Raw genomic sequence first — 19,853 nt, forward strand, 5'->3', positions numbered from 1 at the left:
GCGGTTCCGCACCACGGGACCGTCGGCGAGGTAGGTTCGAGGGTGTCCCCCGAAACCGCCCTCGAGAGCGATCGAAAACTCCGATCCGAGTAAACATCGGCTGACAGGGCTCGAAACGATTATCCCGCTCGGTGGTCCACTCCCGAGCATATGCAACAGGTCGCCATCAACGGCTACGGCACGATCGGCAAGCGCGTCGCGGATGCGGTCCGGCAACAGCCCGACATGGAAGTACTGGGCGTCGCCAAGACGCGTCCGAACTTCGAGGCCGAGACGGCTATCGACAAGGGGTTCCCGCTCTACGCCGCCGTCGAAGAGCGCGAGGAATTGTTCGCCGAGGCCGGCCTCGAGATTGCAGGCCCGGTCGAGGACCTCGTGGCCGAGGCCGACGTCGTCGTCGACGCCACGCCGTCGGGGATCGGCGCGCAGAACAAGGCCCTCTACGAGGAGTACGACACGCCCGCGCTCTATCAGGGCGGCGAGGACGCCGACCTCGTCGACGTGAGTTTCAACGCGCGCTCGAACTTCGAAGACGCCGTCGACGCCGACCACGTGCGCGTCGTCTCCTGTAACACGACCGGACTCTCGCGGGTCATCGCCCCCCTGCGCGAGGAGTACGGCGTCGAGAAAGTCCGTGCGACGCTCGTCCGTCGTGGCGGCGACCCCGGGCAGTCCGATCGCGGCCCGATCAATGACATCCTCCCGAACCCGGTGACGATCCCGTCTCACCACGGCCCGGACGTCGAGACCATCTTCCCCGACCTGGACATCGACACGCTCGGGATGAAGGTGCCCGCGACGCTGATGCACATGCACAGTCTGAACGTCACCCTGGAGGAAGACGTCGACGCTGCGGAGGTCCGTGACCTGTTCGCCGACGAGTCGCGCCTGTTCTTGATCCCCGAGCGCATGAACATCGACGGCAGCGGGACACTCAAAGAGTACGCGCTGGACGCCGGCCGCCCCCGCGGCGACCTCTGGGAGAACTGTCTCTGGGCGGAGTCCATCTCGACCGAGGGCCGGGACTTCTACTGCTTCCAGGGCATCCACCAGGAGAGCGACGTCGTGCCGGAGAACGTCGACGCCATCCGCGCCGTGACCGGCGCTGCCGACGCCGAGGAGAGCATCGCAACGACCGACGAGGCGCTCGGTATCGGACTCTGACAGCGGTCCGCCGATCGGGACCGATCCGTTTCACGCCGTTCGAGGCACCGCTCCGCCGTCGTTCGGTTTCGACGCGATCCGGCGACGCGATCCGGATCGTATAGCGACGACAGAAAGTTTTTGCCACGGGATACCCTAGGGACCTCCATGCGCCGAGACGACCGCGACGAACCCTTCGACGACCTGTTCCGCGAAATCGAGCGAATGATGAACGAGATGATGAACGGTGCGGACGGGAACGTAAACTTCGACTCTTCGAACAACGTCGATAACGGATTCGGCATGGACACACACGTCGATATCCACGAAACCGACGAGGAGGTCCGCGTCGTCGCCGACATCCCCGGCGTCGAGAAGAACAACATCGAACTCGAGTGCGACGGCAAGACCCTGACGATCTCCGCGGAAAGCGATCACCGCCAGTACGACGAGCGCGTCTCCCTGCCGACCCGTGTCAACGAACACACCGCCGCCGCGACCTACAACAACGGCGTCCTCGAAGTCGTCTTCGACCGCGCCGAACAGTCCTCGGACATCAGCCTCGAGTAAGCGGACCGTCGCGGTCGTGGTTTTTCCGGTTACTCCTGTGCAGCGGTGCGTATCGCGGCCGCGAGTCGATCGTAGAAGTTCGGGTCGTACTTCGTTTCCTCGTCGATCGTCGGCCGGGCATTCGTCTCGTTGACCACCAGTCGGTCGTCGGTCTCGAGCAGGTCCACGCCGAGGAAGGGTATCTCGAGTTCGGTCGCGACCGACTCCGCGAGGGCACGCCACGCATCGGGGAGGTCAACGCCCGTTGCGTCCGCGCCGCGGTGGACGTTGTGTTTCCACTGTCCCTCGCTGACCGCCTCGTCGGGCAGCCGTCGCTCGACCGCGCCGACGTACTCCCCCTCGAGCACCATCACCCGATAGTCGGTCGCGTTCGGGAGATACTCCTGGACGAGAAATGACTGGTCGCCGGTCGCTCGGTAGTCGTGGACCAACGAGAGGTAGTCGCAGATGCCGAGGAACGAATCGAGGTCGTGGGCCTTCGCGACGCCGACGCCGCGCGTCGTCGAGTTCGGCTTGACCACGACCGGCGGCTCGAACTGCTCGAAGACGGCGGCCAGTTCAGCCTCCGAGACATCGTTCGAAACGTAGACCGAGTTCGGAACCGGTAATTCGGCCCGCCCGAGTCGCGCCAGTACCTCGGCCTTGTTTCGCGAGGTTAACACCGTTTCGTGATCGTTGAGCCACGGGAGCTCGAGCAGGGCGTCGGCGACCCCGCCCTCCATGAGCCGCCCCGGATAGACGAACCCCACGTCGTAGTCGTCGGGCCCCCACGGCGGGTCCGCGAGCGCGACCGTGCGCTCGCGCACGGGCACGTGATGAACGCGTATCCCCCGTTCGGCCAGTGGCTCCCGCATCCGCTCGAACGTCTCCTGCTCGTTCGCGACCGCGAGATCGATCATACCCGGTACTCGGGAGGAGATGTGCAAAAAGGTGTCTCGTGGTTCGATCGGGACGGCGGGAACGAAACGAGAGGTGTTCGGTCACCACGCTACTCGTCGGCAGCCTCCGCCTGCACGTCGTACGCTTCCCGGACGAACGGCCCCTCGAACGAGACGGTCTCGGTCGCGTCCGCGTCCAGTTCGAGCGTCCGTCGGTCGGCCGTCGTTTCGCCGTCCGGAGAGGTGAGCGCGATCTCGACGGGACCGTCCTCGCCCTCGTTTCGGACATCCGCCTCGACGCTTCCGATCTGCGCCTCGAGGAAGTAGGAGTCGTACCCCTCGGACGAAACGCCGTCGATGGTGACGGCACGCCGTTCGCCCGCCGCGAAGTGGACGAAGGTCACGCGAGCGGGAACGCTAGCCGTGAGGACATCCCCGTCGGTGTCGTCCGCCTCGAGGAGGTACAGCGAAATCGCGGCATCGCCGGCGTCGCCGGCGTTTTCGAACGTCCCGGTGAATCCGCGGTCCGAGTCCGAGCCCGCATCGATCGACTCGACTGGCGGAACGCCGTCGGCGTCAACGTGTTCGACTACCGGGACCCGAACCTCTTCGACGACCGGGTTCGGTGGGTCTTTCTCATCGGATTCGGGTTCGAACGCGGCACATCCTGCAGCTGAAATCGCGGGCAGACTTCCCGCAGCGGCGAGGATTCCCCGGCGGTTCATACACCGTACGCTACAGCGACTCCACGTTATTCTTTCGCCTGATCGACTGTCGAACCAACGGATGGGAGACCCGCGTGATCGCGGCGTGCAGGACGGAGACGAGCGAACCGCTCGAGCACCCGAATTCGCCGCGGCCGGGAGTGCGTCTCGAGCAGACGCGAGAGACGCACGACCCGGGGGAGGGCAGGCGGGTCACCGAATCGACCGCGAGTGAGTGCCGAAGGCACGAACGAGCGGGCCGACGACTGATGTGAGTGAGGACTGGAGGGACGAACGAACGGAAGGAGGAGTGCTTTTGATCGAAATTTTACCGAGGGACATCGCGGTCGCGGCGGTTTGCGACCGCGATAGACCGCAGAGTAAAATTTCGTTCTTAGGCGATCAGCTGTTCCTCGCCACGCTCGACGACGACGCGACACGGCGGCGAAATCTTGTTGTAGGAGCGCCGCAGGGCGTCCTTGGCGAACTCGGCGTCGTCGACGTCACACCAGATGGTGAAGATGCGCTCGCCGGCGTCGATGCGCGCGGCGGTACCGACGATCTTCCCGAAAGCCTGGCGCATCCCGTCCGAGACACGGTCTGCCCCTGCACCCGTCGCCTGCTTGTTCTCCCGAATGACGTGGTGGGGGAACTTGCGCAGGACCATCTTGTAGTTGTTCTCGCCCGCGTTTTTCAGCATGTGACGGTTCGCCGAGAGGCGCGAGGCCTCGAGGCTCCCGTGGCGGATCTGAACCTCTTCTTCCGTGATGAGGCTGATCTGGACGGGGTAGTCCTCGGCGTTTGCCTGGGCGTCGCCCATCTTGTGCTGTGCGATCTTCGAACCCGGGATGCCGGTAATGTATTCGCGGCGCGTGTAGGCCGGCTTACTGATCTCCCGGTACATGGAGGCAGGTTTGTCGGACATGGTGGTTACTTACGAAAACGGAAGCCCACCGAGCGGATAAAGGCTTCGAAGCGCCGCGTCGAGTCGATGGCGGGGCCGACGGCCCGGTTCCCGGGGCGAGCGTTCAGTTCGCCGGGACGTACGCGGACCCGGTCCGCTCGATCAGTCCCGCGCTCGAGAGCGAGGAGAGGATGCTCAGGATAGCGAGTTTCCGCATGTTCAGACCGTCGCTCAGGTCCGTGACCGTGGCACCGCCGGTCGCCTCGAGGGAGAGGTAGACGAGCTTGCTCTGTGCGGAGTCGAGTTCGGTCGGGAGGTGGTCGATTCGATCGGTCGTCTGTGCGGTTTCCGTCAGCAGATCTCCACGGCCCACGAACTATCGTATAACTCTATGGTGGAGAGGGAATATAGACGCTAGTATATAGTATTGTGTTAAAATTCCATAGTGGGCGACTCGGGACCGTCATCACAGCCTGGCACGGATCGCGATCGAATCGAACGCCGCCGGAGACGACATCGGAACTGCCGACACGCGGTTCCGGCCGCCGAACGGCCGGCCGCTCGGCGGACCCGGCGGCGTATTTAAGGTTCCGCCGCCGAAACCAATGTCCATGAGGAGCTTTCGGATCGGATCCCTGTTCGGGATTCCGATCAAACTCGATCTGACGTTCCTACTGGTGCTCCCGTTGTTCGCGTACCTCATCGGGACACAGATCGAGGACGTCGCGGGGATACTGAACGACGGGCTAGCGGCGGGGATCGATATCGGGTCGATTAGCGGCGGGATGACGCCGCTGTTACTCGGGTTGGCTGCGGCGGTCGGCCTGTTCGTCGGCGTCGTCCTCCACGAATTGGGTCACTCACTGACCGCCCAACGATACGGCTTCCCGATCGACTCGATCACGCTCTGGCTGTTCGGCGGCATCGCCGCCTTCTCCGAGATGCCCGAGGACTGGCGACAGGAACTCAACATCGCCGTCGCCGGCCCGATCGTCAGCATTCTGGTCGGCGTCGGGGTCTACGCGCTCTTCATCGTCACCCCCGAGAGCCTCAGTGGCATACGGTTCGTCCTCGGCTACCTTGCTGTCCTGAACATCGCGCTCGCGTTCTTCAATATGCTTCCCGCGTTCCCGATGGACGGCGGCCGAGTGCTGCGGGCATTGCTTGCTCGCAATCAACCCTACGCGAAGGCGACTCAGCAGGCCGCCAGCATCGGGAAGTTGTTCGCGGTCCTGATGGGACTGTTCGGACTGTTCTCGCTCAACATCATCCTCATCGGCGTCGCCTTCTTCGTCTACATTGCCGCCTCGAGCGAGGCCCAGCAGGTGACGATGAAGGCGGCCTTTCAGGACGTCACCGTCGGCGACATCATGACGCCCGCGAGCGATCTCCATATCGTCGATCCGGAGACGACGGTCGCGGAGTTGATCCGGCGGATGTTCACCGAACGCCACACCGGCTATCCGGTCGTCGACGCCGATGCGTTCGAGGGCGAACGACTCATCGGCCTCGTGACGCTGACCGACGCCCGCGAGGTCGAGCCGGTCGAACGTGAGGCCTACACCGTCGAAGACGTGATGACGACCGACCTGCAGACGATCTCGCCCGACTCCGATGCGATGACCGCCATCGAGCGGATGCGGGACCACGATATCGGCCGCCTGCTCGTGGTCGACGACGATGACCTCGTGGGACTGATCTCGCGGACCGACGTGATGACCGCCTTCGACATTGTCCAGCAAAGCGGTGCGGTTGCCCCCACCAGCCAACCGCGAGCCGCGGACTGAGAGCTCACTCGCGAGCACGTCTTGGGGCGGAAAGTTCTGCGAACAAACGGTTTAACCGTAGTCGGGGCCGATACTGCATCGATGCCACCGGCCATCGAGACCGTCGATCTCGTGAAGGAGTACGGCGATCTGCGCGCCCTGCAGGAACTTTCGCTGACCGTCGAGAAAGGCGAGTTCTTCGGCCTGCTCGGGCCCAACGGCGCGGGAAAGACGACCTTTATCAACACGCTGGTCGGGCTGGTCCGCAAGTCCGGCGGCGAGGCGCGGGTCTTCGGCCACGACGTCGAGGACGACTACCAACAGGCCCGCGACGCGATCGGGCTCGCACCCCAGGAGTTCAACGTGGACCGCTTTTTCCCGATCAAGGAGGTGCTGACACACAAGGCCGGCTACCACGGAATCCCGGCGTCCGAAGCCGCCGAACGGGCCGACGACGTCCTCAAGCGAGTCGGCATCTACGACAAACGCGACGAGCGCTTCGACTGGCTCTCCGGCGGAATGAAACGCCGCCTGCTGCTCGCTCGAGCCCTCGTCACCGAACCCGATCTGCTCATTTTAGACGAGCCGACCGCCGGCGTCGACGTCCAGTTGCGCCACGACCTCTGGGACCTCGTCACCGAACTCAACGAGGAAGGGACGACGATCCTGCTGACGACGCACTACATCGAGGAGGCCGAACGCCTCTGTGACCGGGTCGCGATCATGAACGAGGGGCGGAAGGTGACCGTCGCGACCCCCGACGAACTGAAAGAGCGGGGCAGCGACACCATCGCCGTGCGCCTCGCGTCCGCGCCGACCGCCACACCGGACCTCGGGCCCTACGCACACGAAACGACGGTCTCCGGCGACCGCCTCGAGGTACGGGTCGACGACGGTGGGGCGACCGCGCCGCGGCTCCTCAACGATCTCGAGGCGATGGGTCACGAGATCGCCGACCTCGAGATCACGCGGACGTCGCTCGAGGAGATCTTCGTGGATCTCACTCGGAGCGAGGATCGGACGGTGACGCGGTCCTCGGCGGAGAGCGCGGGCGATGACGAGCCGCCGGCGAACGGCAAACGGGAGGGCGAACGAGAGCAGGAGGGGGTCGCCTGATGCTCTCGGTCGGCTTCCGCGCGCTCTTTCGCCGCGAGATACTGCGGTTCGTCCGCCGGCCGAAGAACACGTTCATGCCGCCGGCGATTACGAACGTGCTCTACTTCGCCGTCTTCGGCGTCATTCTCGGCGGCCGGATCGACGAAATCGCCGGCTATCCCTACATCCTGTTTATCGTGCCGGGGCTCGTCGTTCTGGGCGCGATCTCGAACGCGTTCGAGAACGCCTCGTTCTCGATCTTCCACGGCAGATGGAACGAATACATTCACGAGACGTTGACCTCGCCGCTGTCGTACGTCGAGATGGTCGTCGCATACGTCGGTGCCAGCGCGGTTCGGGGCCTCGTCGTCGGGATCATCATCGCCGCCGTCGGCCGGCTGTTCGTCCCGATCGGGATCGAACACGGCCTGTTTCTCGTTGCGACGATGATCGTCATCACGGCGCTGTTCGCCGGCCTCGGTATCATCGGCGGGCTCGTCGCACGGGACTTCGACGACCTGACCGTGATGAACCAGTTTATCCTCCGTCCCCTGGTCTTCTTCGGCGCGGTCTTCTACTCCCTCGAGACGTTCGAGCAGACCTGGCAGATCAATCTCTCCTTGCTGAACCCGATGGTCTACATGGTCGACAGCGTCCGGTTCGGACTGCTGGGCCACTCGGATTTGATCGGGGTCGGCATCCTCCCCGGTCCGTACGCCGACTTCGCGCCGCTGGTCTCGCTGGGCGTGCTCACGACAGGGACGCTCCTCGTCATGGCGGTCGACGTCTACCTGTTCAAGATCGGCTACGGATTGACCGACTGAGGGGGCCGACCATCACGCTCAGCGGCGACGAGACCCTCGTACCCATCGGCGGCCGCGGTCCCTCGGTTCGATTACTCGGCCAGCCCGACGACCTCGTCACGGACCGAACACAGGGTCCCCAGGTGATCGTCGTCGATCTCGCGAAGGGTGACGGACGGCCGGTCCTCGTAGGCAGTTCGAACCGGGTCGATCGGAGCGTTTTCGTCGTCGAGCCCGTGCCATACCGTCACGCCGCCGTCGGGGAGCGACGGCGACCACTCCGTCGCAAGCGCGCGACTCTCGCGGACTGCGCCGGACGGACCGGCCGACAGTCCGACGCGGAAATCGCGTCCGACGATGCGGACGGTCTCGTCGTCGACGGACCGTTCGGTCAATTGATCGACGACGGCTCGATCGCCCCGGAGTCGGGCGACGACCGCGCCGAACCGGAACGCGAGGCCAAGCAGACGGGGGAGCCGAACGAGCGGGCCGAACGGCCCGCCTCCGTGTGCCGGAACCGGTGCACCGACCACGCCGACATCGGCGATCCGGTCGGCGTGATGTATGGCGACGGCCAGCGCGTAGGGACCGCCGCCGGAAAATCCGGCGACCGCGACCGACTCGAGTCCCAGGGCGTCGATGAGCGCTCGACAGTCCCCGGCCCACGTTTCGAACGTCCCGTCCGGGTTCGGATCGGACCGCCCGTATCCGGGCCGACTCGGCGCGATCACGCGAACGCCGCGAGCGCGGGCGGCGTCCGAAAGCAACGCTCCGAGGTGTGACGAGCCGGGCGTTCCGTGATGGAAAACCAGCGGCCTGCCGTCCGGATCGCCGTACGTCGCGAACGCCAGCGTCCGACCGTCGGGGAGCGAGATCGACTCCGGCTCGGAAACGACCATACGAGCCGGTCACTCGGCACAACGGATTGTCGTTACGATCGCGATACCAGCGTCCGAGACATCGCCTGGCCGGCCGCGACGGGAGCCACCCGCGGCTCTCGGCGGCCTCGAGTCACGTTGCGCTACTCGTCGTGGTCGGCGACCTTGACCAGTTGCTTCCCGATGTTGTCGCCCTCGAACAGTCCGAGGAACGCGTCGGGGGCGTTCTCGAACCCGTCGACGACGTTCTCGCGGTACTGTACGTCGCCGTTCCGAACGAACGTCGAGAGTCGCTCGAGCGCCTCACCCCACCGGGGCTGGTAGTCGCTGACGAGCAGACCCTCGACCGTCGCGCGGGACTCGATGAGTTTGGCGAGCTTTCGCGGCCCGGTCGGCACGTCGGTCTCGTTGTAGAGTGCGATCTGGCCGCAGACGGCGACGCGAGCGTCGACGTTCAGCCGGGGCCAGACGGCGTCGGTGATGGGGCCGCCGACGTTGTCGAAGTAGACATCGACGCCGTCCGGACAGGCCTCGTCGACCGCGGCGGCGAGGTCGTCGGTGTCCTTGTAGTTGATCGCGGCGTCGAAGCCGAGGTCGTCGGTGAGCCAGTCGATCTTCGCCTCGCTCCCGGCGGTACCGACCACTCGCGCACCCGACAGGCGGGCGAGTTGGCCGACGACGGAGCCGACCGCGCCCGCGGCCGCGGAGACGAAGACGGTGTCGCCGGGTTTCGGGTCACCGACATCGTTCAGGCCCCAGTAGGCCGTCACGCCGGGCATCCCGAGGACGCCCAGCGCCGTCGAGATCGGTCCGTGATCGGGGTTGACCCGCTGGAGTTCGTTCGCGTCCGCGACGGCGTGTTCCGCCCAGAGGAGTTCGCCGGTGACGATGTCCCCCGCGGAAAACTGGCCGGCGTTCGACTCGAGGACTTCGCCGACGACGCTGGCTTTCATCGGGTCGCCGACGTCCCAGGGCTCGGCGTACGATTCCGCATCCCGCATGCGCCCGCGCATGTACGGATCGACCGACTGATACAGCGTCTTGACGAGGACCTCCCCGTTGTCCGGTTCGGGGCGCTCGACGGTGACGAGTTCGAAGTTCTCTGCGGTCGGTTCACCGACTGGACGGCTGGCGAGTCGCCACTGTCTGGTTTCTGCCATATGCTGATATTGTCGCGCCCACACGAGTATATTTGGCTCGCGGAACTTCGCGTCGTCGAGGAGATTGAGCGGCATCAGCCGGGCGGCCTCGGCGGGCTCGAACCTTTTTCATCACCGTTCGTGTAGATCCCGTATGGGAACCGACCGCGGGATCCTCGAGCGGCTGCTCGCCGGGAACCGCCGCCACGTCGAGTCGCTGCCGGACGGCTACTTCGCCGACGTCCAGACGGGCCAGCACCCGAGCGTCGTCGCGGTCTGCTGTTCGGACTCGCGGGTCGCACACGAGGGGATGTGGGGTGTCGATCGGCCTGGGACGGTCTTTACGCCCAGCAACATCGGCAATCAGGTCTGGGACGACGACGGCGGGAATCGGATCATCGACGGCGGCGTCCTCTATCCGATCCACCACACCGGCACCGACGCCGTCGCCGTCGTCGGGCACACCGGCTGCGGTGCCGTTACTGCCGCCTACCAGGTCGCGACCGGCGCGGACCCGCCCGGGCCGCGGGGCGTCGATAAGTGGGTCGATATGCTCATCCCCGTCGTCGAGGCAGCCCTCGAGAGCGACCGGATCGATCGCGAGGCAGCCGACGACACCGTGATCAACCAACTCGTCGAGTACAACGTCGGCTATCAGGTCCGATCGCTCGGCGACGCCGACGCCGTTCCGGACCGCGTCGACGCCTACGGATTCGTCTACGACTTTCAGGGCGTCTACGGCGACCGACCCGGGCGAACCTACCTCGTCACCGTCGACGGCGAGACCGCGCCCGAGGCGCTCGCCGAACTGGTGCCGGACGGCTACGAGTCGGCGGTCGAGAGCCTGTTGTACGGCGACGGGGCGGACGACTGACCGCGACGGCCGGGCTCAGGCTCAGTCGTCGGCGGTCGACACCGCGACCGGCGTCGTCCGCTCCGGACCCGTCGCCCGTGCCCTCTCGCGAGTCCACTCGAGGTCGCCCGCGTAGCGGAACGGCTCGTTGTCTTGCTCGGGATCGACGACGGTCAGATCGCCGATCCACCCGTTGTCGAGGAGCACCCGGACGTCCTCGTGGTCGCGGAGGATCTCGGTCACGCGCTCGAGCGGCGCGTGGATCACCGCGGTCAGGCGCAGCGGCTGGTGGAACGGGCGCTCGTCGTCGCGCTTGAGCGACTGCAGCGGAAGGCCGGTCAGCAGATCCCCGCCGTTGCCCTGGACGACGCCGACGTTACCCACCGGGTTCTGGGTGACCTTCGAGCCGCTCCCGTAGGCGGCGTTGTCGACAGTCGCGAAGTAGTACTGGTTGTTGATCCACTGCGTGACCACGAGCGGGCCCGTGAAGATCGCCTCGAGGGCGTCGCCGTCCGGATCGACGGTCCAGTCGTAGGAGTGGAGGAACGCGCGGCCGTCGAGGTCTTGGTCGGCGGTCAGCTCGCGCGGGCCGATGACGAACGAGGCGTTGCCGGCCAGTCCCCACTCGGGGCGGGTCTCGGCCCAGTCGGCCGCCTTGCGCTCGACTTCGTCGACGGCCGCCTCGCCGTCGGCCGACGCGGTGCGCTCGGCGGCGGCCCCGGCGCGGGCGCTGTCGAGGTCCGCACGGAGCGACGCGAGATCTTCGCGGTGGCTCTCGGGTACGTCGTCGTCGAAGAGGGTGATCTCGTCGGTCGTCGTGTTGTGTTCGCCCGCGAGGAAGACGGTGTCCTCGGGGATATCGATCCCGTGTTCGCGGAGCGTCGCCTTGACGTCCGGGTCGTTACAGATCGCCGCGAGGACGCGGGCGTTTGGTCCGCCGGGGTTGCCGGCACAGGCCCCGCAGTCGAGGCTCGAGCCGAAGGGGTTGTTCGTCGTCTCGCTGGCGTGACCCGCGAAGACGACCAGCCGGGCGAACTCGGTCCAGCCCATGAGTTCGAAGGCGTTCCGAGCGTACTCGACTTTCGCCTCGTGGCTCAGCCCGTGCGGGAGGTCGCCGTCGGCGTGGTCGTGATCGTCGTAGGCGTCGTAGTCGACGGCGGGTGCGGTGACTTCCGGGACGCTCGGGACGCGGTCCGCGATAGCGGACTCGAGCGTCGCGATCGCCGACGGTGACAGCGTCCGGGCGGTCATCGCCGACCCGTAGGCGCTGCCGGCTCCCTCGACGAAGGTGAAGGCGGCGACGAGGTTGGATTTGAGCGTCGTGAAGTGGTTGCGGGCGGCCGTAGCGAGCCCGGTCCAGCGATCGCGGGCGGCGGCCGGCTCGGCGTCGGCGGCCCGATCGACGATCCGATGTTCGGGGTCGACGATCGGCGGGCAGGCGTCGGTGTCGGCCGCGGCCTCGTAGCCGCGATGGCGCATCGGAACGCCGAAAAAGCCCGCGTAGCCGTGGGTCTCGTAGGGCCCCTGCGCCTCGATGTGGCGGCGAATCACTTCCGATCGGGTGTCGATACAGAACACGAGTTGGGCGGCCGGCCGATCGCCGCTGTCGGCGTTCGCGGGATCGGTCACGGCGTCGTCGATCCCGTCGAGGAGCCGCTCGCGGTAGCTCTTTTCCCAGGCAGTTAGCCAGATTTCGGGCAGCGGAACCTCGTCGGCGTCGTCACCGTCGGTCTCGCGGCCGGCGTCGAGTTCGATCGGCGCGTCGAGCAGGTCCGCGAGCGTTAGCCGCACCGCGAGGTACTGGGCCAGTGTGATCGGATACTCCGCCTGCCACGGATCGGCACCGTCGTCGGTCCGCTGTTTGACGAACCCGCTCCAGCCCGGCAGCGCCGCGAGGTGGGCCTCGAGAATCTCGACCCAGCGCCCTTCGGGGTAGTCGTCGAGGACCGACTCGAGCGCGTCGACGGCCGTCTCGGGGAGGTCGTCGGCGTCGGCGGGGCCGGGCACGTCGGCGTCGTGGGGGGCCACCGCGCGCCAGGCCTGATAGAACCCGTCCTCGCGGTTGGGCATCGGCCACTTGGCTCGGCCCTCGTCGAGGAAGGCCGCAAGCCACTTCGAGAGAACCCGATCGACGGTCTCGGTCGCGTCGTCGGGGTCGGCGGCCGTACGCTCCGCTTCGGTCTCGGCCAGTTCTTCGAGGAGCGTCTCGGGCTCCCGGTCGATCCCGTGGGCCGCGAGCTCCGTCCGGAGCGCCCCCGACTCGATGCGACCCGACTCCCAGGCGCGACGGAAGACCGACGGGTGAGGGTAGCCCCGGCCGCCGAACAGCTCCTCGGCTTCCGCGACGGCCCGGTGGAACGGTTCGTCCTCGAACCCCGAGAGGGGGTTGGCCGTGACGAACGAGTGCAGCGGCCAGACCGAACCGATGCGGTCGGCCGCGCGGTCGATGTGCTCCTCGATGCGACGGTCGGCGTGTGATTCCTTACGCGTCATTGTACTCCTCCTTGGCGGTGAGGACGGTCGACGGATCGGGCTGGGAGACGTTCAGCAAGGCGACGTAGAGGCGTTCGCTGGAGCGGTACCAGCCCAGTTCCGCGACGAGGTAGGCCCCGGCGAAGAGGGCGACGACGAGGTAGTGGACGGGGGTCATCTCGGTCGAGACGTGGGTCATCGGGACGCCGGACAGCATCGACGAGACGGCGTTGAACAGCACGGCGTAGCCGCCGATGGCGGTCAGGACGACCAGCGGGACGCTGACGAACCGGACCGCCGTCGGCAAGGTCGAGCGCCGGAGGATGTCCCGAGCCGCGGTTAGCGTCGTCAGGACTACGACAAGCGTCAGGATCATCCCGCTGTTCAGCGTCAGGCTCGTCGCCTTCCCGGTGAGGACGCCAAAGAGCGCGCCGCCGCCGACGGCCGTCACGAGGCTGACGGCGATCCCGGAGAAGCCGAGTTCGGTATCCCCCGCGTCTTTGGGAGCCGCACGCTCGACGCCCGCCCCGGACGAGAGGAAGAGATACGCCTTGTAGAAGCCATGCAGGATGAGGTGGGCGATGGCCGCGGCGAAAAAGCCGAGCCCACATTGCAGTATCATAAAGCCCATCTGAGCGATCGTCGAGCACCCGAGTTTGCGCTTGACATCCGTCTGGACCAGGATCATCGCCTGTCCGAGCAGGGCGCTGCCCGCGCCGACGAGGGCGATCGCCGACATCACGACGAGTCGATCGCCGACCAACGGTGCGAATCGGGTCAACAGAATCCCGCCCGCGTTGACGAACCCGGCGTGCATCAGGGCGGACGCGGGCGTGGGGGCCGTCATCGACGACAGCAGCCAGTTGTGGAAGGGAAAGAGCGCCGACTGGATGACGGCCGCGAGGACGATCCCCGCGGCGGCGACGAGTCCGACCGGCCGCGAGACCCCCGACACCCCCTCGAGAACGCCGGTAAGCGTCGTCGCACCGGTCGCCCAGACCAGCACCGCGACGGAGCCGGCCAGCAATGCGCTGCTGGCGAGGAAGTACCGGCGGGCGACGCGGCCGGCGGCCCGGGCCTGGGACCAGTCGCGAACGTGGCCGATCAGCGAGGCCATCAGCAGGCCCATCGCCAGCCACGCGGCCACGAACAGCGCGACGTGGTTCGCCGCGGTCATCGTCATGACGGCGACGGTGAACCCGAGGACGCGGGCGAAGAAGCGATCGATATCGCTGTCGCCGGCCATGTAGCGCCGCGAGTAGCTGTGGACGATCCCGCTGAAGAAGGTCACTACGACCCACATGACCGCGGTCAGTCCGTCGATCCGCAGGAACGGCGAGAGTTCCCAGCCGGCCCCCCCTCGAACCGTCAGCGCGAGAACCACGAAGCTGGCCAGAAAGAGCGTCCAGACCGCCCAAGTCGACGCTCGCGGCACGGCCGAACGCGGCGGCGTCGGTTCGGGGCGCTGTGCGATATCGTCGTCGATCGTTGCTGTGTCCTCAGTCATGTCTCGGAGTCGACCAGCACGGGATCGGTCCCGTCGCGACGTGTCGTTCTCGGCAACACTTGCGCAACCGGTCGCATCTAACCCATATGTGAACAGAGCGGTTATTATAGCCTTCGGTTCGAACAAATCGTTCGCCGTTCGGCGAGGCAGAACATCACGACGTTCGTAGCCGCCCGTTCGAGCGCCGAGCCGGCGGCTTTCGGGTGACACGCATGCGGCGTCCTCCGGCTGTCGATACGAGGGCCGCGAGTCCGGACTCGAGTCGTTCGTCGGGGTCGGCTTCCCCAAGTCGCGTTAGGAAGAGAACTCGTCGAACGAGGTCGATCGGTGGCTGCGTACGAGTACTTCGTCGGTGATCGTCAGTCCCATGTCCGCGATCTGCTGTGCGATCGGCGTGACGTCTCTGTCGTTCTCGACGACCACGGTCACGAGGAGGTTCTGCTCGCCCGTGATCAGTTCCTGCACCGAGACGACGCCCGCAACCTCGAGCAGATCGTCGATGTACGCCCCTCGATCGGGGATCGGTGCCGTACAGAACAGCAGCATCCGGATCGGATAGCCGGATTTCGTGTAGTCAATGTTCGCGCTGTAGCCCTTGATGACGCCCTCGGACTCCAGTCGCTGAATGCGCTTGCGGACCGTGCTCGAGGAGGCGTCGGTCCGATCGGCGATCTCGCTCGAGGAGAGGTTCCGCGCTTCCTCCTGTAATGCATAGAGGATCTCCCGGTCGACCGCGTCGAGCTCGTACTCCGCCATACGCGTTCGTTGCCGCGGCCGCTATAAGGTACTTCGGCTCCCGAGGCTTCGAATACTTATACTGGGAGCCGAAAGGGACAGGCATGCGCGAACGACTCGAGTCGGATATCGGCTTCTACTACGCCGTCGGCGGCTTCATCATCGCCGTGTTCGTCGTCGGGCTGGCGGCCTTTGCCGCGCTCAACCCCGACGGCGTGGGAACGGTGGAGTTGGTCGGACTCACCGGCGGCTTCTTCCTGTTCATGCTCGTGTACTTCATCGCTATTTCGGTCCAGCGACTCGAGGACGGCGACAGCATCTGAGGTCGTACGAGCCGAATGCGGACGATCGGCGCGGTCACAACGAGTCGCAGGCTTTATATCTACCGGGGCGTTCTCTTTAGAAGCAATGGCGCAAGGAACCGTTGATTTCTTCAACGACACTGGCGGCTACGGATTCATCGAGACTGAGGACGCGGACGACGACGTGTTCTTCCACATGGAAGACATCGGCGGCCCGGACCTTGAGGAAGGACAGGAGCTCGAGTTCGACATCGAGCAGGCCCCCAAGGGCCCGCGCGCGACGAACGTCGAGCGCCTGTAAGGCTGGTGGCAACTGAAACCACTGTACACCGCTCACACAACCGTGCGAGCGGAGGAAGCGTTTCAGTTGGAGCCATCGATTCGTAACGGTATCGGCACTTGACTGCAGTATTTTAGCTCCCTGAGCGACGGCACTGACGGTGGAACAGCACTTTTAGGAGCCGCGGCGTTCACTCTCAGATATGACCGAGCCGCTGCTCCGGCGTGGCGACGAGATCGAATACGAGACGGTCGCCGCCGCCGACGGCCTCGAGAAGGGCGTCCTGCTCGCCGACGACCACGGCGCACCGAACTTCGCGATGCGCCGGTTCGTTCTCGAACCCGGTGCCGAGGTACCGAAACACACCAACGAGGTCGAACACGAGCAGTACGTCCTCGCGGGCGAGTACACGGTCGGAATCGAGGACGAGGAGTACGAGGTCGAACCGGGCGATTCGCTGTTGCTCCCCGCGGGGACGGTCCACTGGTACCGAAACGAGGGCGACGACCCGGGCGCGTTCATCTGTGCGGTTCCACACGGCGACGACGAGATCGATCTACTCGAGTGAGGGCTCGGCGGGCGAGCGCCGACCGGAATCGGTCCGAGACCGCGGTCGTGTCCCGCGGGCCACTAGCATAGCGTCACTGGACCGCAACTACTATACGGCTTTTAGGTATACCTAAAGAAAGATGGCAGGAGCGGAGTCGGTCGGTGCGAACGCGGTGACTGAACAGCGGGACAGTTGGATAACGGGAACGCTCGTCCTCTTTTGTCTGATGAGTATGGTTGTCACGGTCGTTGCAGGCCTGATACAGGTGAGTTTCGGAGAGTACTCGATGACGGTTCTCGAGGCCTGGAAGGCAGTGTTCAACCCCGCGGTGATTTTTGACCTCAATGCCTGGGTATCGTTCCTGTTCGGCACCGAGCGGCCGGACATGAGCACCAACAGTATCGTCGTCTGGAACCTCCGGCTCCCGCGAGTGTTCGTCGGGATCATTACCGGTGCGACGCTCGCGGTCTCGGGTGCAATCTTCCAGGCGGTGACACGAAACGAACTGGCGAGTCCGTTTATTCTGGGAGTCAGTTCCGGTGCCGGGTTCGCCGTACTGGCGACCCTCGTCGTGTTCAGCGGTTTCGCACCCTTCCTCCCGCTGATCGCGACTCTAGGGGGAACTCTCGCGTTCGGACTCGTCTACTCGATCGCGTGGAAAGGCGGAACGAGTCCCGTTCGACTCGTCCTCGCGGGCGTGATCGTCAACATGGTCTTCCAGTCGCTCCAGCAAGGGCTGTTTTTCTTCGCGGACGATCTGGGCGTCGTCCAGACGGCGATCGCTTGGATCACGGGCTCGCTGACGGGTACCGGATGGGAGGAAGTCAGAATCGCGATCCTGCCGGCAATTATCGCGATCGCGATCGCGCTCGCCGGTGCGCGCCAGTTGAACGTTCTGATGCTCGGCGAGAACACCGCCCGATCACTCGGTATGCGCGTCGAACGGGTGCGCTTTTTCCTCTCTGGCGTCGCCATTCTGGCTGCCAGTGTCGCCATTGCCGTCGCCGGCGTCGTCAGTTTCTTCGGCCTCGTCGTTCCCCACATCGTCAGGAACACGGTCGGCGGCGACTACCGACGGCTGATGGTCGGCTGCGTCTTCGCCGGCCCCGCACTGATGGTTACCGCCGACGTTGGTGCCCGGCTCGCGATGGGCGGAACACAGATGCCCGTCGGCGTCGTAACGGGCCTGATCGGCGGCCCGTACTTCCTCTATCTGATGCGGAAACAGCAATCGATGGGTGAACTATAATGGCACGCACACAGCGGAATACGGACCGGGAACGAACGCAAATCACCGACGACAACGGCATCGCAATCGAGAGCGCCCTGGTCGGCGACGGACTGGAACTCAGCTATCCGTCGAGCGACGGAACCGTCGTGGAATGCACTCGTCTCGACATCCCCGAGGAAGCGGTCACTGCACTCGTCGGACCGAACGGCAGCGGAAAGAGTACGCTCCTCAAGGCGCTCTCGAACCACCTCAAGCCGGACACCGGAACGGTACGGATACACGGCGAGGACCTCGACTCGTTCAGTCAGAAGGAGTTGGCCCGCGAACTGGGGGTCCTCTCGCAGGAAAACGATTCGCTGGGTTCGATCTCCGTCGAAGACCTCGTCTATCACGGTCGCTACCCGCACCGGGGGTTCTTCGACGGAGCCGATGAGGCGGATCATCGGGCCGTCGAACGAGCGATCGAGCTAGCCGGAATCGACGAGATCCGCGACACCGAACTCGGCCAGTTGAGTGGCGGGCAGAAACAGTTGGCCTGGATCGCGATGGTTCTGGCACAGGACACCGACGTCCTCCTGCTCGACGAACCGACGACGTTTCTCGATGTCCACCACCAGTTCCGCGTCCTCGAGACGATCCGCCAGTTGAACGAGGAGAAGGGCGTCACCGTCGCAGTCATCCTCCACGACATCGCACAGGCGGCCCGCTTCGCGGACTACCTGGTCGCCATGCACGACGGAAAATTGTACGACTGGGGACCGCCGGAGGAGGTGGTCACCGAACAGTTGCTCGCCGACGTATTCGCCATCGAAGCCACGGTCGAATACGAACCGGAACTGCAGGTCCTCCCCAAGCGAGCGCTCCCCGATCGGTGACCGGGCCGTCGGCAGTCGGAACAGTTTTGTATTTTTAGGCTAGCCTAAACAACAATGAGTGACGAACGCAGCGTAACGAGACGTCACGTGCTTCGGACGGGAGGAGCGATCGCCGGTGTCGGCACGATGGCCGGCTGTCTCGATTCCCTCGGATCGTCCGGTGACGAGATCGAATACACGGTATCGATGCCGCCGGTCGGCGAAGTCGGGTTCCCGGAGGTCCCGGAAACGTGGGTCGCCAACAACGGGAGTTGGGCCGACATGGGGATCGCACTGGGACAGGATCCGCCCGAAGGTGTCTGGCTGCCGTCCCGATACCACACGCAGTATTACGACGAGATTCCCGACGTCAGCGTCGATAAAGAAGGGATGACGCGGATCTCCGACGACGGCGTCGATCCGGAGACGTTCTACGAAATGGACGGAGACGTCCACGTCATCGATCCCAACTTCCTGACGAACCGGTTCGGCGACGACGTCAGCGAAAGCGACGTCGAAGACATCGAAAACGATATCGGGCCGTTCTTCGGGAACAGCATCTTCTCGACCGGCTACCCGTGGCACGACGAGTATCGCTACCTGTCGCTGTACGATGCGTTCGGGAAACTCGCCGAGGTGTTCCAGGAAACCGAACGCTACGAGGCGTTCGTCGAGGTCTACGACGGGTTCCAGTCGAACGTCGAGGAGATCGTCCCGTCCGAGGGCGACCGACCGGAGGTCGCGATCATGTGGGCCGGCGAGAACGAGATGGAATCGTTTTCCCCATACCTGATCGGTGACGGGACGAGCTTCAAGCAGTGGCGTGACCTCCAGGTCAAGGACGCGTTCGCCAACACGGACGTGCGCGATTTCCACAGCACGCGCGGGAAGGTCGACTACGAAACGCTCCTCGAGATCGATCCCGAAATCATCCTGTTCCGCGGACAGGAGGACAAGACCGCCACGGAGTTCCAGGAGGCGGTCGTCTCACGGATGGAAAACGACGACACCGCACGCGAGTTGACGGCCGTCCAGAACGGTGATGTCTACCGTGGTGGCCCCCTCTATCAGGGCCCGATTACGAACCTCGTCGTCACGGAACGAGCGGCCAAACAGGTCTACGGCGTCGAGAACGAACTGTTCGACCGGCAGCGGGTCGGCGACATCGTCAACGGCGACTTCTGACCGA

At 65.2% G+C, this 19,853-nt stretch carries 21 protein-coding genes; 12 read left to right on the forward strand and 9 right to left on the reverse strand.

Annotated features, from left to right (window positions below; translation table 11 throughout):
* The first annotated feature begins 150 nt into the window (after positions 1-150).
* Positions 151-1,164: a type II glyceraldehyde-3-phosphate dehydrogenase gene (locus FGF80_RS16250; protein WP_006184013.1), complete on the forward strand. Its 1,014-nt coding sequence runs from the start codon at positions 151-153 to the stop codon at positions 1,162-1,164.
* Between the two features lie 147 nt (positions 1,165-1,311).
* On the forward strand, positions 1,312-1,713 hold the full coding sequence (locus FGF80_RS16255; RefSeq protein ID WP_006184014.1) for an Hsp20/alpha crystallin family protein: 402 nt from the start codon (positions 1,312-1,314) through the stop codon (positions 1,711-1,713).
* A 29-nt stretch (positions 1,714-1,742) separates the two neighbouring features.
* Here FGF80_RS16255 and FGF80_RS16260 read toward each other — a convergent pair whose 3' ends face one another.
* The 4 genes from FGF80_RS16260 to FGF80_RS16275 form a co-directional block, all read right to left on the reverse strand.
* Positions 1,743-2,612, reverse strand: a complete 870-nt coding sequence (locus FGF80_RS16260; protein WP_006184015.1) for an ATP-grasp domain-containing protein — start codon at positions 2,610-2,612, stop codon at positions 1,743-1,745.
* An 89-nt stretch (positions 2,613-2,701) separates the two neighbouring features.
* On the reverse strand, positions 2,702-3,316 hold the full coding sequence (locus FGF80_RS16265) for a hypothetical protein (protein WP_138655163.1): 615 nt from the start codon (positions 3,314-3,316) through the stop codon (positions 2,702-2,704).
* Between the two features lie 373 nt (positions 3,317-3,689).
* Entirely contained in the window at positions 3,690-4,220 is a 531-nt protein-coding gene (locus tag FGF80_RS16270) for a 50S ribosomal protein L16 (RefSeq protein WP_006182876.1), read from the reverse strand.
* Between the two features lie 103 nt (positions 4,221-4,323).
* Positions 4,324-4,557 (reverse strand): MarR family transcriptional regulator, encoded by a 234-nt coding sequence (locus FGF80_RS16275; protein WP_138655552.1) that lies wholly within the window; start codon positions 4,555-4,557, stop codon positions 4,324-4,326.
* A 253-nt stretch (positions 4,558-4,810) separates the two neighbouring features.
* Here FGF80_RS16275 and FGF80_RS16280 point away from each other — a divergent pair, with 253 nt between their 5' ends.
* The 3 genes from FGF80_RS16280 to FGF80_RS16290 all read left to right on the forward strand — a co-directional run bounded on the left by FGF80_RS16280 (position 4,811) and on the right by FGF80_RS16290 (position 7,884).
* Positions 4,811-5,986, forward strand: coding sequence for a CBS domain-containing protein (locus FGF80_RS16280; protein WP_138655165.1), 1,176 nt, complete (start codon positions 4,811-4,813; stop codon positions 5,984-5,986).
* Between the two features lie 81 nt (positions 5,987-6,067).
* Entirely contained in the window at positions 6,068-7,081 is a 1,014-nt protein-coding gene (locus tag FGF80_RS16285) for an ABC transporter ATP-binding protein (protein WP_006184019.1), read from the forward strand.
* Positions 7,081-7,884, forward strand: a complete 804-nt coding sequence (locus FGF80_RS16290) for an ABC transporter permease (RefSeq protein WP_138655167.1) — start codon at positions 7,081-7,083, stop codon at positions 7,882-7,884. The genes FGF80_RS16285 and FGF80_RS16290 overlap by 1 nt, the downstream gene beginning before the upstream one ends.
* Positions 7,885-7,955: 71 nt before the next feature.
* On the opposite strand, the gene FGF80_RS16295 is transcribed toward FGF80_RS16290, so the two are convergent.
* Together FGF80_RS16295 and FGF80_RS16300 are read right to left on the reverse strand one after the other, a co-directional pair.
* Positions 7,956-8,762 (reverse strand): alpha/beta hydrolase, encoded by an 807-nt coding sequence (locus tag FGF80_RS16295; RefSeq protein ID WP_138655169.1) that lies wholly within the window; start codon positions 8,760-8,762, stop codon positions 7,956-7,958.
* 122 nt (positions 8,763-8,884) lie between these two features.
* Positions 8,885-9,901 (reverse strand): NADP-dependent oxidoreductase, encoded by a 1,017-nt coding sequence (locus FGF80_RS16300; RefSeq protein WP_049907807.1) that lies wholly within the window; start codon positions 9,899-9,901, stop codon positions 8,885-8,887.
* 133 nt (positions 9,902-10,034) lie between these two features.
* On the opposite strand from FGF80_RS16300, the gene FGF80_RS16305 reads away from it, so the two are divergent.
* Positions 10,035-10,754, forward strand: a complete 720-nt coding sequence (locus FGF80_RS16305) for a carbonic anhydrase (protein ID WP_138655171.1) — start codon at positions 10,035-10,037, stop codon at positions 10,752-10,754.
* A gap of 21 nt (positions 10,755-10,775) precedes the next feature.
* Here FGF80_RS16305 and FGF80_RS16310 read toward each other — a convergent pair whose 3' ends face one another.
* The 3 genes from FGF80_RS16310 to FGF80_RS16320 form a co-directional block, all read right to left on the reverse strand.
* Complete coding sequence (locus FGF80_RS16310) at positions 10,776-13,226, reverse strand: DUF2309 domain-containing protein (protein ID WP_138655173.1); 2,451 nt, start codon at positions 13,224-13,226, stop codon at positions 10,776-10,778.
* Positions 13,216-14,712, reverse strand: coding sequence for a proton-conducting transporter transmembrane domain-containing protein (locus FGF80_RS16315; RefSeq protein WP_138655175.1), 1,497 nt, complete (start codon positions 14,710-14,712; stop codon positions 13,216-13,218). The genes FGF80_RS16310 and FGF80_RS16315 overlap by 11 nt, the downstream gene beginning before the upstream one ends.
* A gap of 294 nt (positions 14,713-15,006) precedes the next feature.
* Entirely contained in the window at positions 15,007-15,468 is a 462-nt protein-coding gene (locus FGF80_RS16320) for an Lrp/AsnC family transcriptional regulator (protein ID WP_138655177.1), read from the reverse strand.
* A gap of 83 nt (positions 15,469-15,551) precedes the next feature.
* Here FGF80_RS16320 and FGF80_RS16325 point away from each other — a divergent pair, with 83 nt between their 5' ends.
* From FGF80_RS16325 to FGF80_RS16350, 6 genes are all read left to right on the forward strand, one after another.
* Entirely contained in the window at positions 15,552-15,770 is a 219-nt protein-coding gene (locus FGF80_RS16325; RefSeq protein WP_006184027.1) for a hypothetical protein, read from the forward strand.
* Between the two features lie 85 nt (positions 15,771-15,855).
* Positions 15,856-16,050, forward strand: a complete 195-nt coding sequence (locus FGF80_RS16330; RefSeq protein WP_006184028.1) for a cold-shock protein — start codon at positions 15,856-15,858, stop codon at positions 16,048-16,050.
* Positions 16,051-16,231: 181 nt separating this feature from the next.
* Complete coding sequence (locus tag FGF80_RS16335) at positions 16,232-16,597, forward strand: cupin domain-containing protein (protein ID WP_006184029.1); 366 nt, start codon at positions 16,232-16,234, stop codon at positions 16,595-16,597.
* Between the two features lie 121 nt (positions 16,598-16,718).
* Complete coding sequence (locus FGF80_RS16340) at positions 16,719-17,828, forward strand: FecCD family ABC transporter permease (RefSeq protein WP_006184030.1); 1,110 nt, start codon at positions 16,719-16,721, stop codon at positions 17,826-17,828.
* Positions 17,828-18,685: an ABC transporter ATP-binding protein gene (locus tag FGF80_RS16345; RefSeq protein ID WP_006184031.1), complete on the forward strand. Its 858-nt coding sequence runs from the start codon at positions 17,828-17,830 to the stop codon at positions 18,683-18,685. Before FGF80_RS16340 ends, FGF80_RS16345 begins: the two co-directional genes overlap by 1 nt.
* 54 nt (positions 18,686-18,739) lie before the next feature.
* A complete protein-coding gene (locus tag FGF80_RS16350; RefSeq protein ID WP_175417048.1) occupies positions 18,740-19,849 on the forward strand; it encodes an ABC transporter substrate-binding protein in 1,110 nt (369 codons plus the stop codon).
* Positions 19,850-19,853: the final 4 nt, after the last annotated feature.

Origin of the sequence: Natrinema pallidum (assembly GCF_005890195.1) — an archaeon.
Lineage (GTDB): Archaea > Halobacteriota > Halobacteria > Halobacteriales > Natrialbaceae > Natrinema > Natrinema pallidum.

Coding starts and splice junctions, on each gene's coding strand:
- FGF80_RS16250 (WP_006184013.1), top strand. CDS start 151: ATGCAACAGGTCGCCATCAACGGCTACGGCACGATCGGCAAGCGCGTC.
- FGF80_RS16255 (WP_006184014.1), top strand. CDS start 1,312: ATGCGCCGAGACGACCGCGACGAACCCTTCGACGACCTGTTCCGCGAA.
- FGF80_RS16260 (WP_006184015.1), bottom strand. CDS start 2,612: ATGATCGATCTCGCGGTCGCGAACGAGCAGGAGACGTTCGAGCGGATG.
- FGF80_RS16265 (WP_138655163.1), bottom strand. CDS start 3,316: ATGAACCGCCGGGGAATCCTCGCCGCTGCGGGAAGTCTGCCCGCGATT.
- FGF80_RS16270 (WP_006182876.1), bottom strand. CDS start 4,220: ATGTCCGACAAACCTGCCTCCATGTACCGGGAGATCAGTAAGCCGGCC.
- FGF80_RS16280 (WP_138655165.1), top strand. CDS start 4,811: ATGAGGAGCTTTCGGATCGGATCCCTGTTCGGGATTCCGATCAAACTC.
- FGF80_RS16285 (WP_006184019.1), top strand. CDS start 6,068: ATGCCACCGGCCATCGAGACCGTCGATCTCGTGAAGGAGTACGGCGAT.
- FGF80_RS16290 (WP_138655167.1), top strand. CDS start 7,081: ATGCTCTCGGTCGGCTTCCGCGCGCTCTTTCGCCGCGAGATACTGCGG.
- FGF80_RS16295 (WP_138655169.1), bottom strand. CDS start 8,762: ATGGTCGTTTCCGAGCCGGAGTCGATCTCGCTCCCCGACGGTCGGACG.
- FGF80_RS16300 (WP_049907807.1), bottom strand. CDS start 9,901: ATGGCAGAAACCAGACAGTGGCGACTCGCCAGCCGTCCAGTCGGTGAA.
- FGF80_RS16305 (WP_138655171.1), top strand. CDS start 10,035: ATGGGAACCGACCGCGGGATCCTCGAGCGGCTGCTCGCCGGGAACCGC.
- FGF80_RS16310 (WP_138655173.1), bottom strand. CDS start 13,226: ATGACGCGTAAGGAATCACACGCCGACCGTCGCATCGAGGAGCACATC.
- FGF80_RS16315 (WP_138655175.1), bottom strand. CDS start 14,712: ATGACTGAGGACACAGCAACGATCGACGACGATATCGCACAGCGCCCC.
- FGF80_RS16320 (WP_138655177.1), bottom strand. CDS start 15,468: ATGGCGGAGTACGAGCTCGACGCGGTCGACCGGGAGATCCTCTATGCA.
- FGF80_RS16325 (WP_006184027.1), top strand. CDS start 15,552: ATGCGCGAACGACTCGAGTCGGATATCGGCTTCTACTACGCCGTCGGC.
- FGF80_RS16330 (WP_006184028.1), top strand. CDS start 15,856: ATGGCGCAAGGAACCGTTGATTTCTTCAACGACACTGGCGGCTACGGA.
- FGF80_RS16335 (WP_006184029.1), top strand. CDS start 16,232: ATGACCGAGCCGCTGCTCCGGCGTGGCGACGAGATCGAATACGAGACG.
- FGF80_RS16340 (WP_006184030.1), top strand. CDS start 16,719: ATGGCAGGAGCGGAGTCGGTCGGTGCGAACGCGGTGACTGAACAGCGG.
- FGF80_RS16345 (WP_006184031.1), top strand. CDS start 17,828: ATGGCACGCACACAGCGGAATACGGACCGGGAACGAACGCAAATCACC.
- FGF80_RS16350 (WP_175417048.1), top strand. CDS start 18,740: ATGAGTGACGAACGCAGCGTAACGAGACGTCACGTGCTTCGGACGGGA.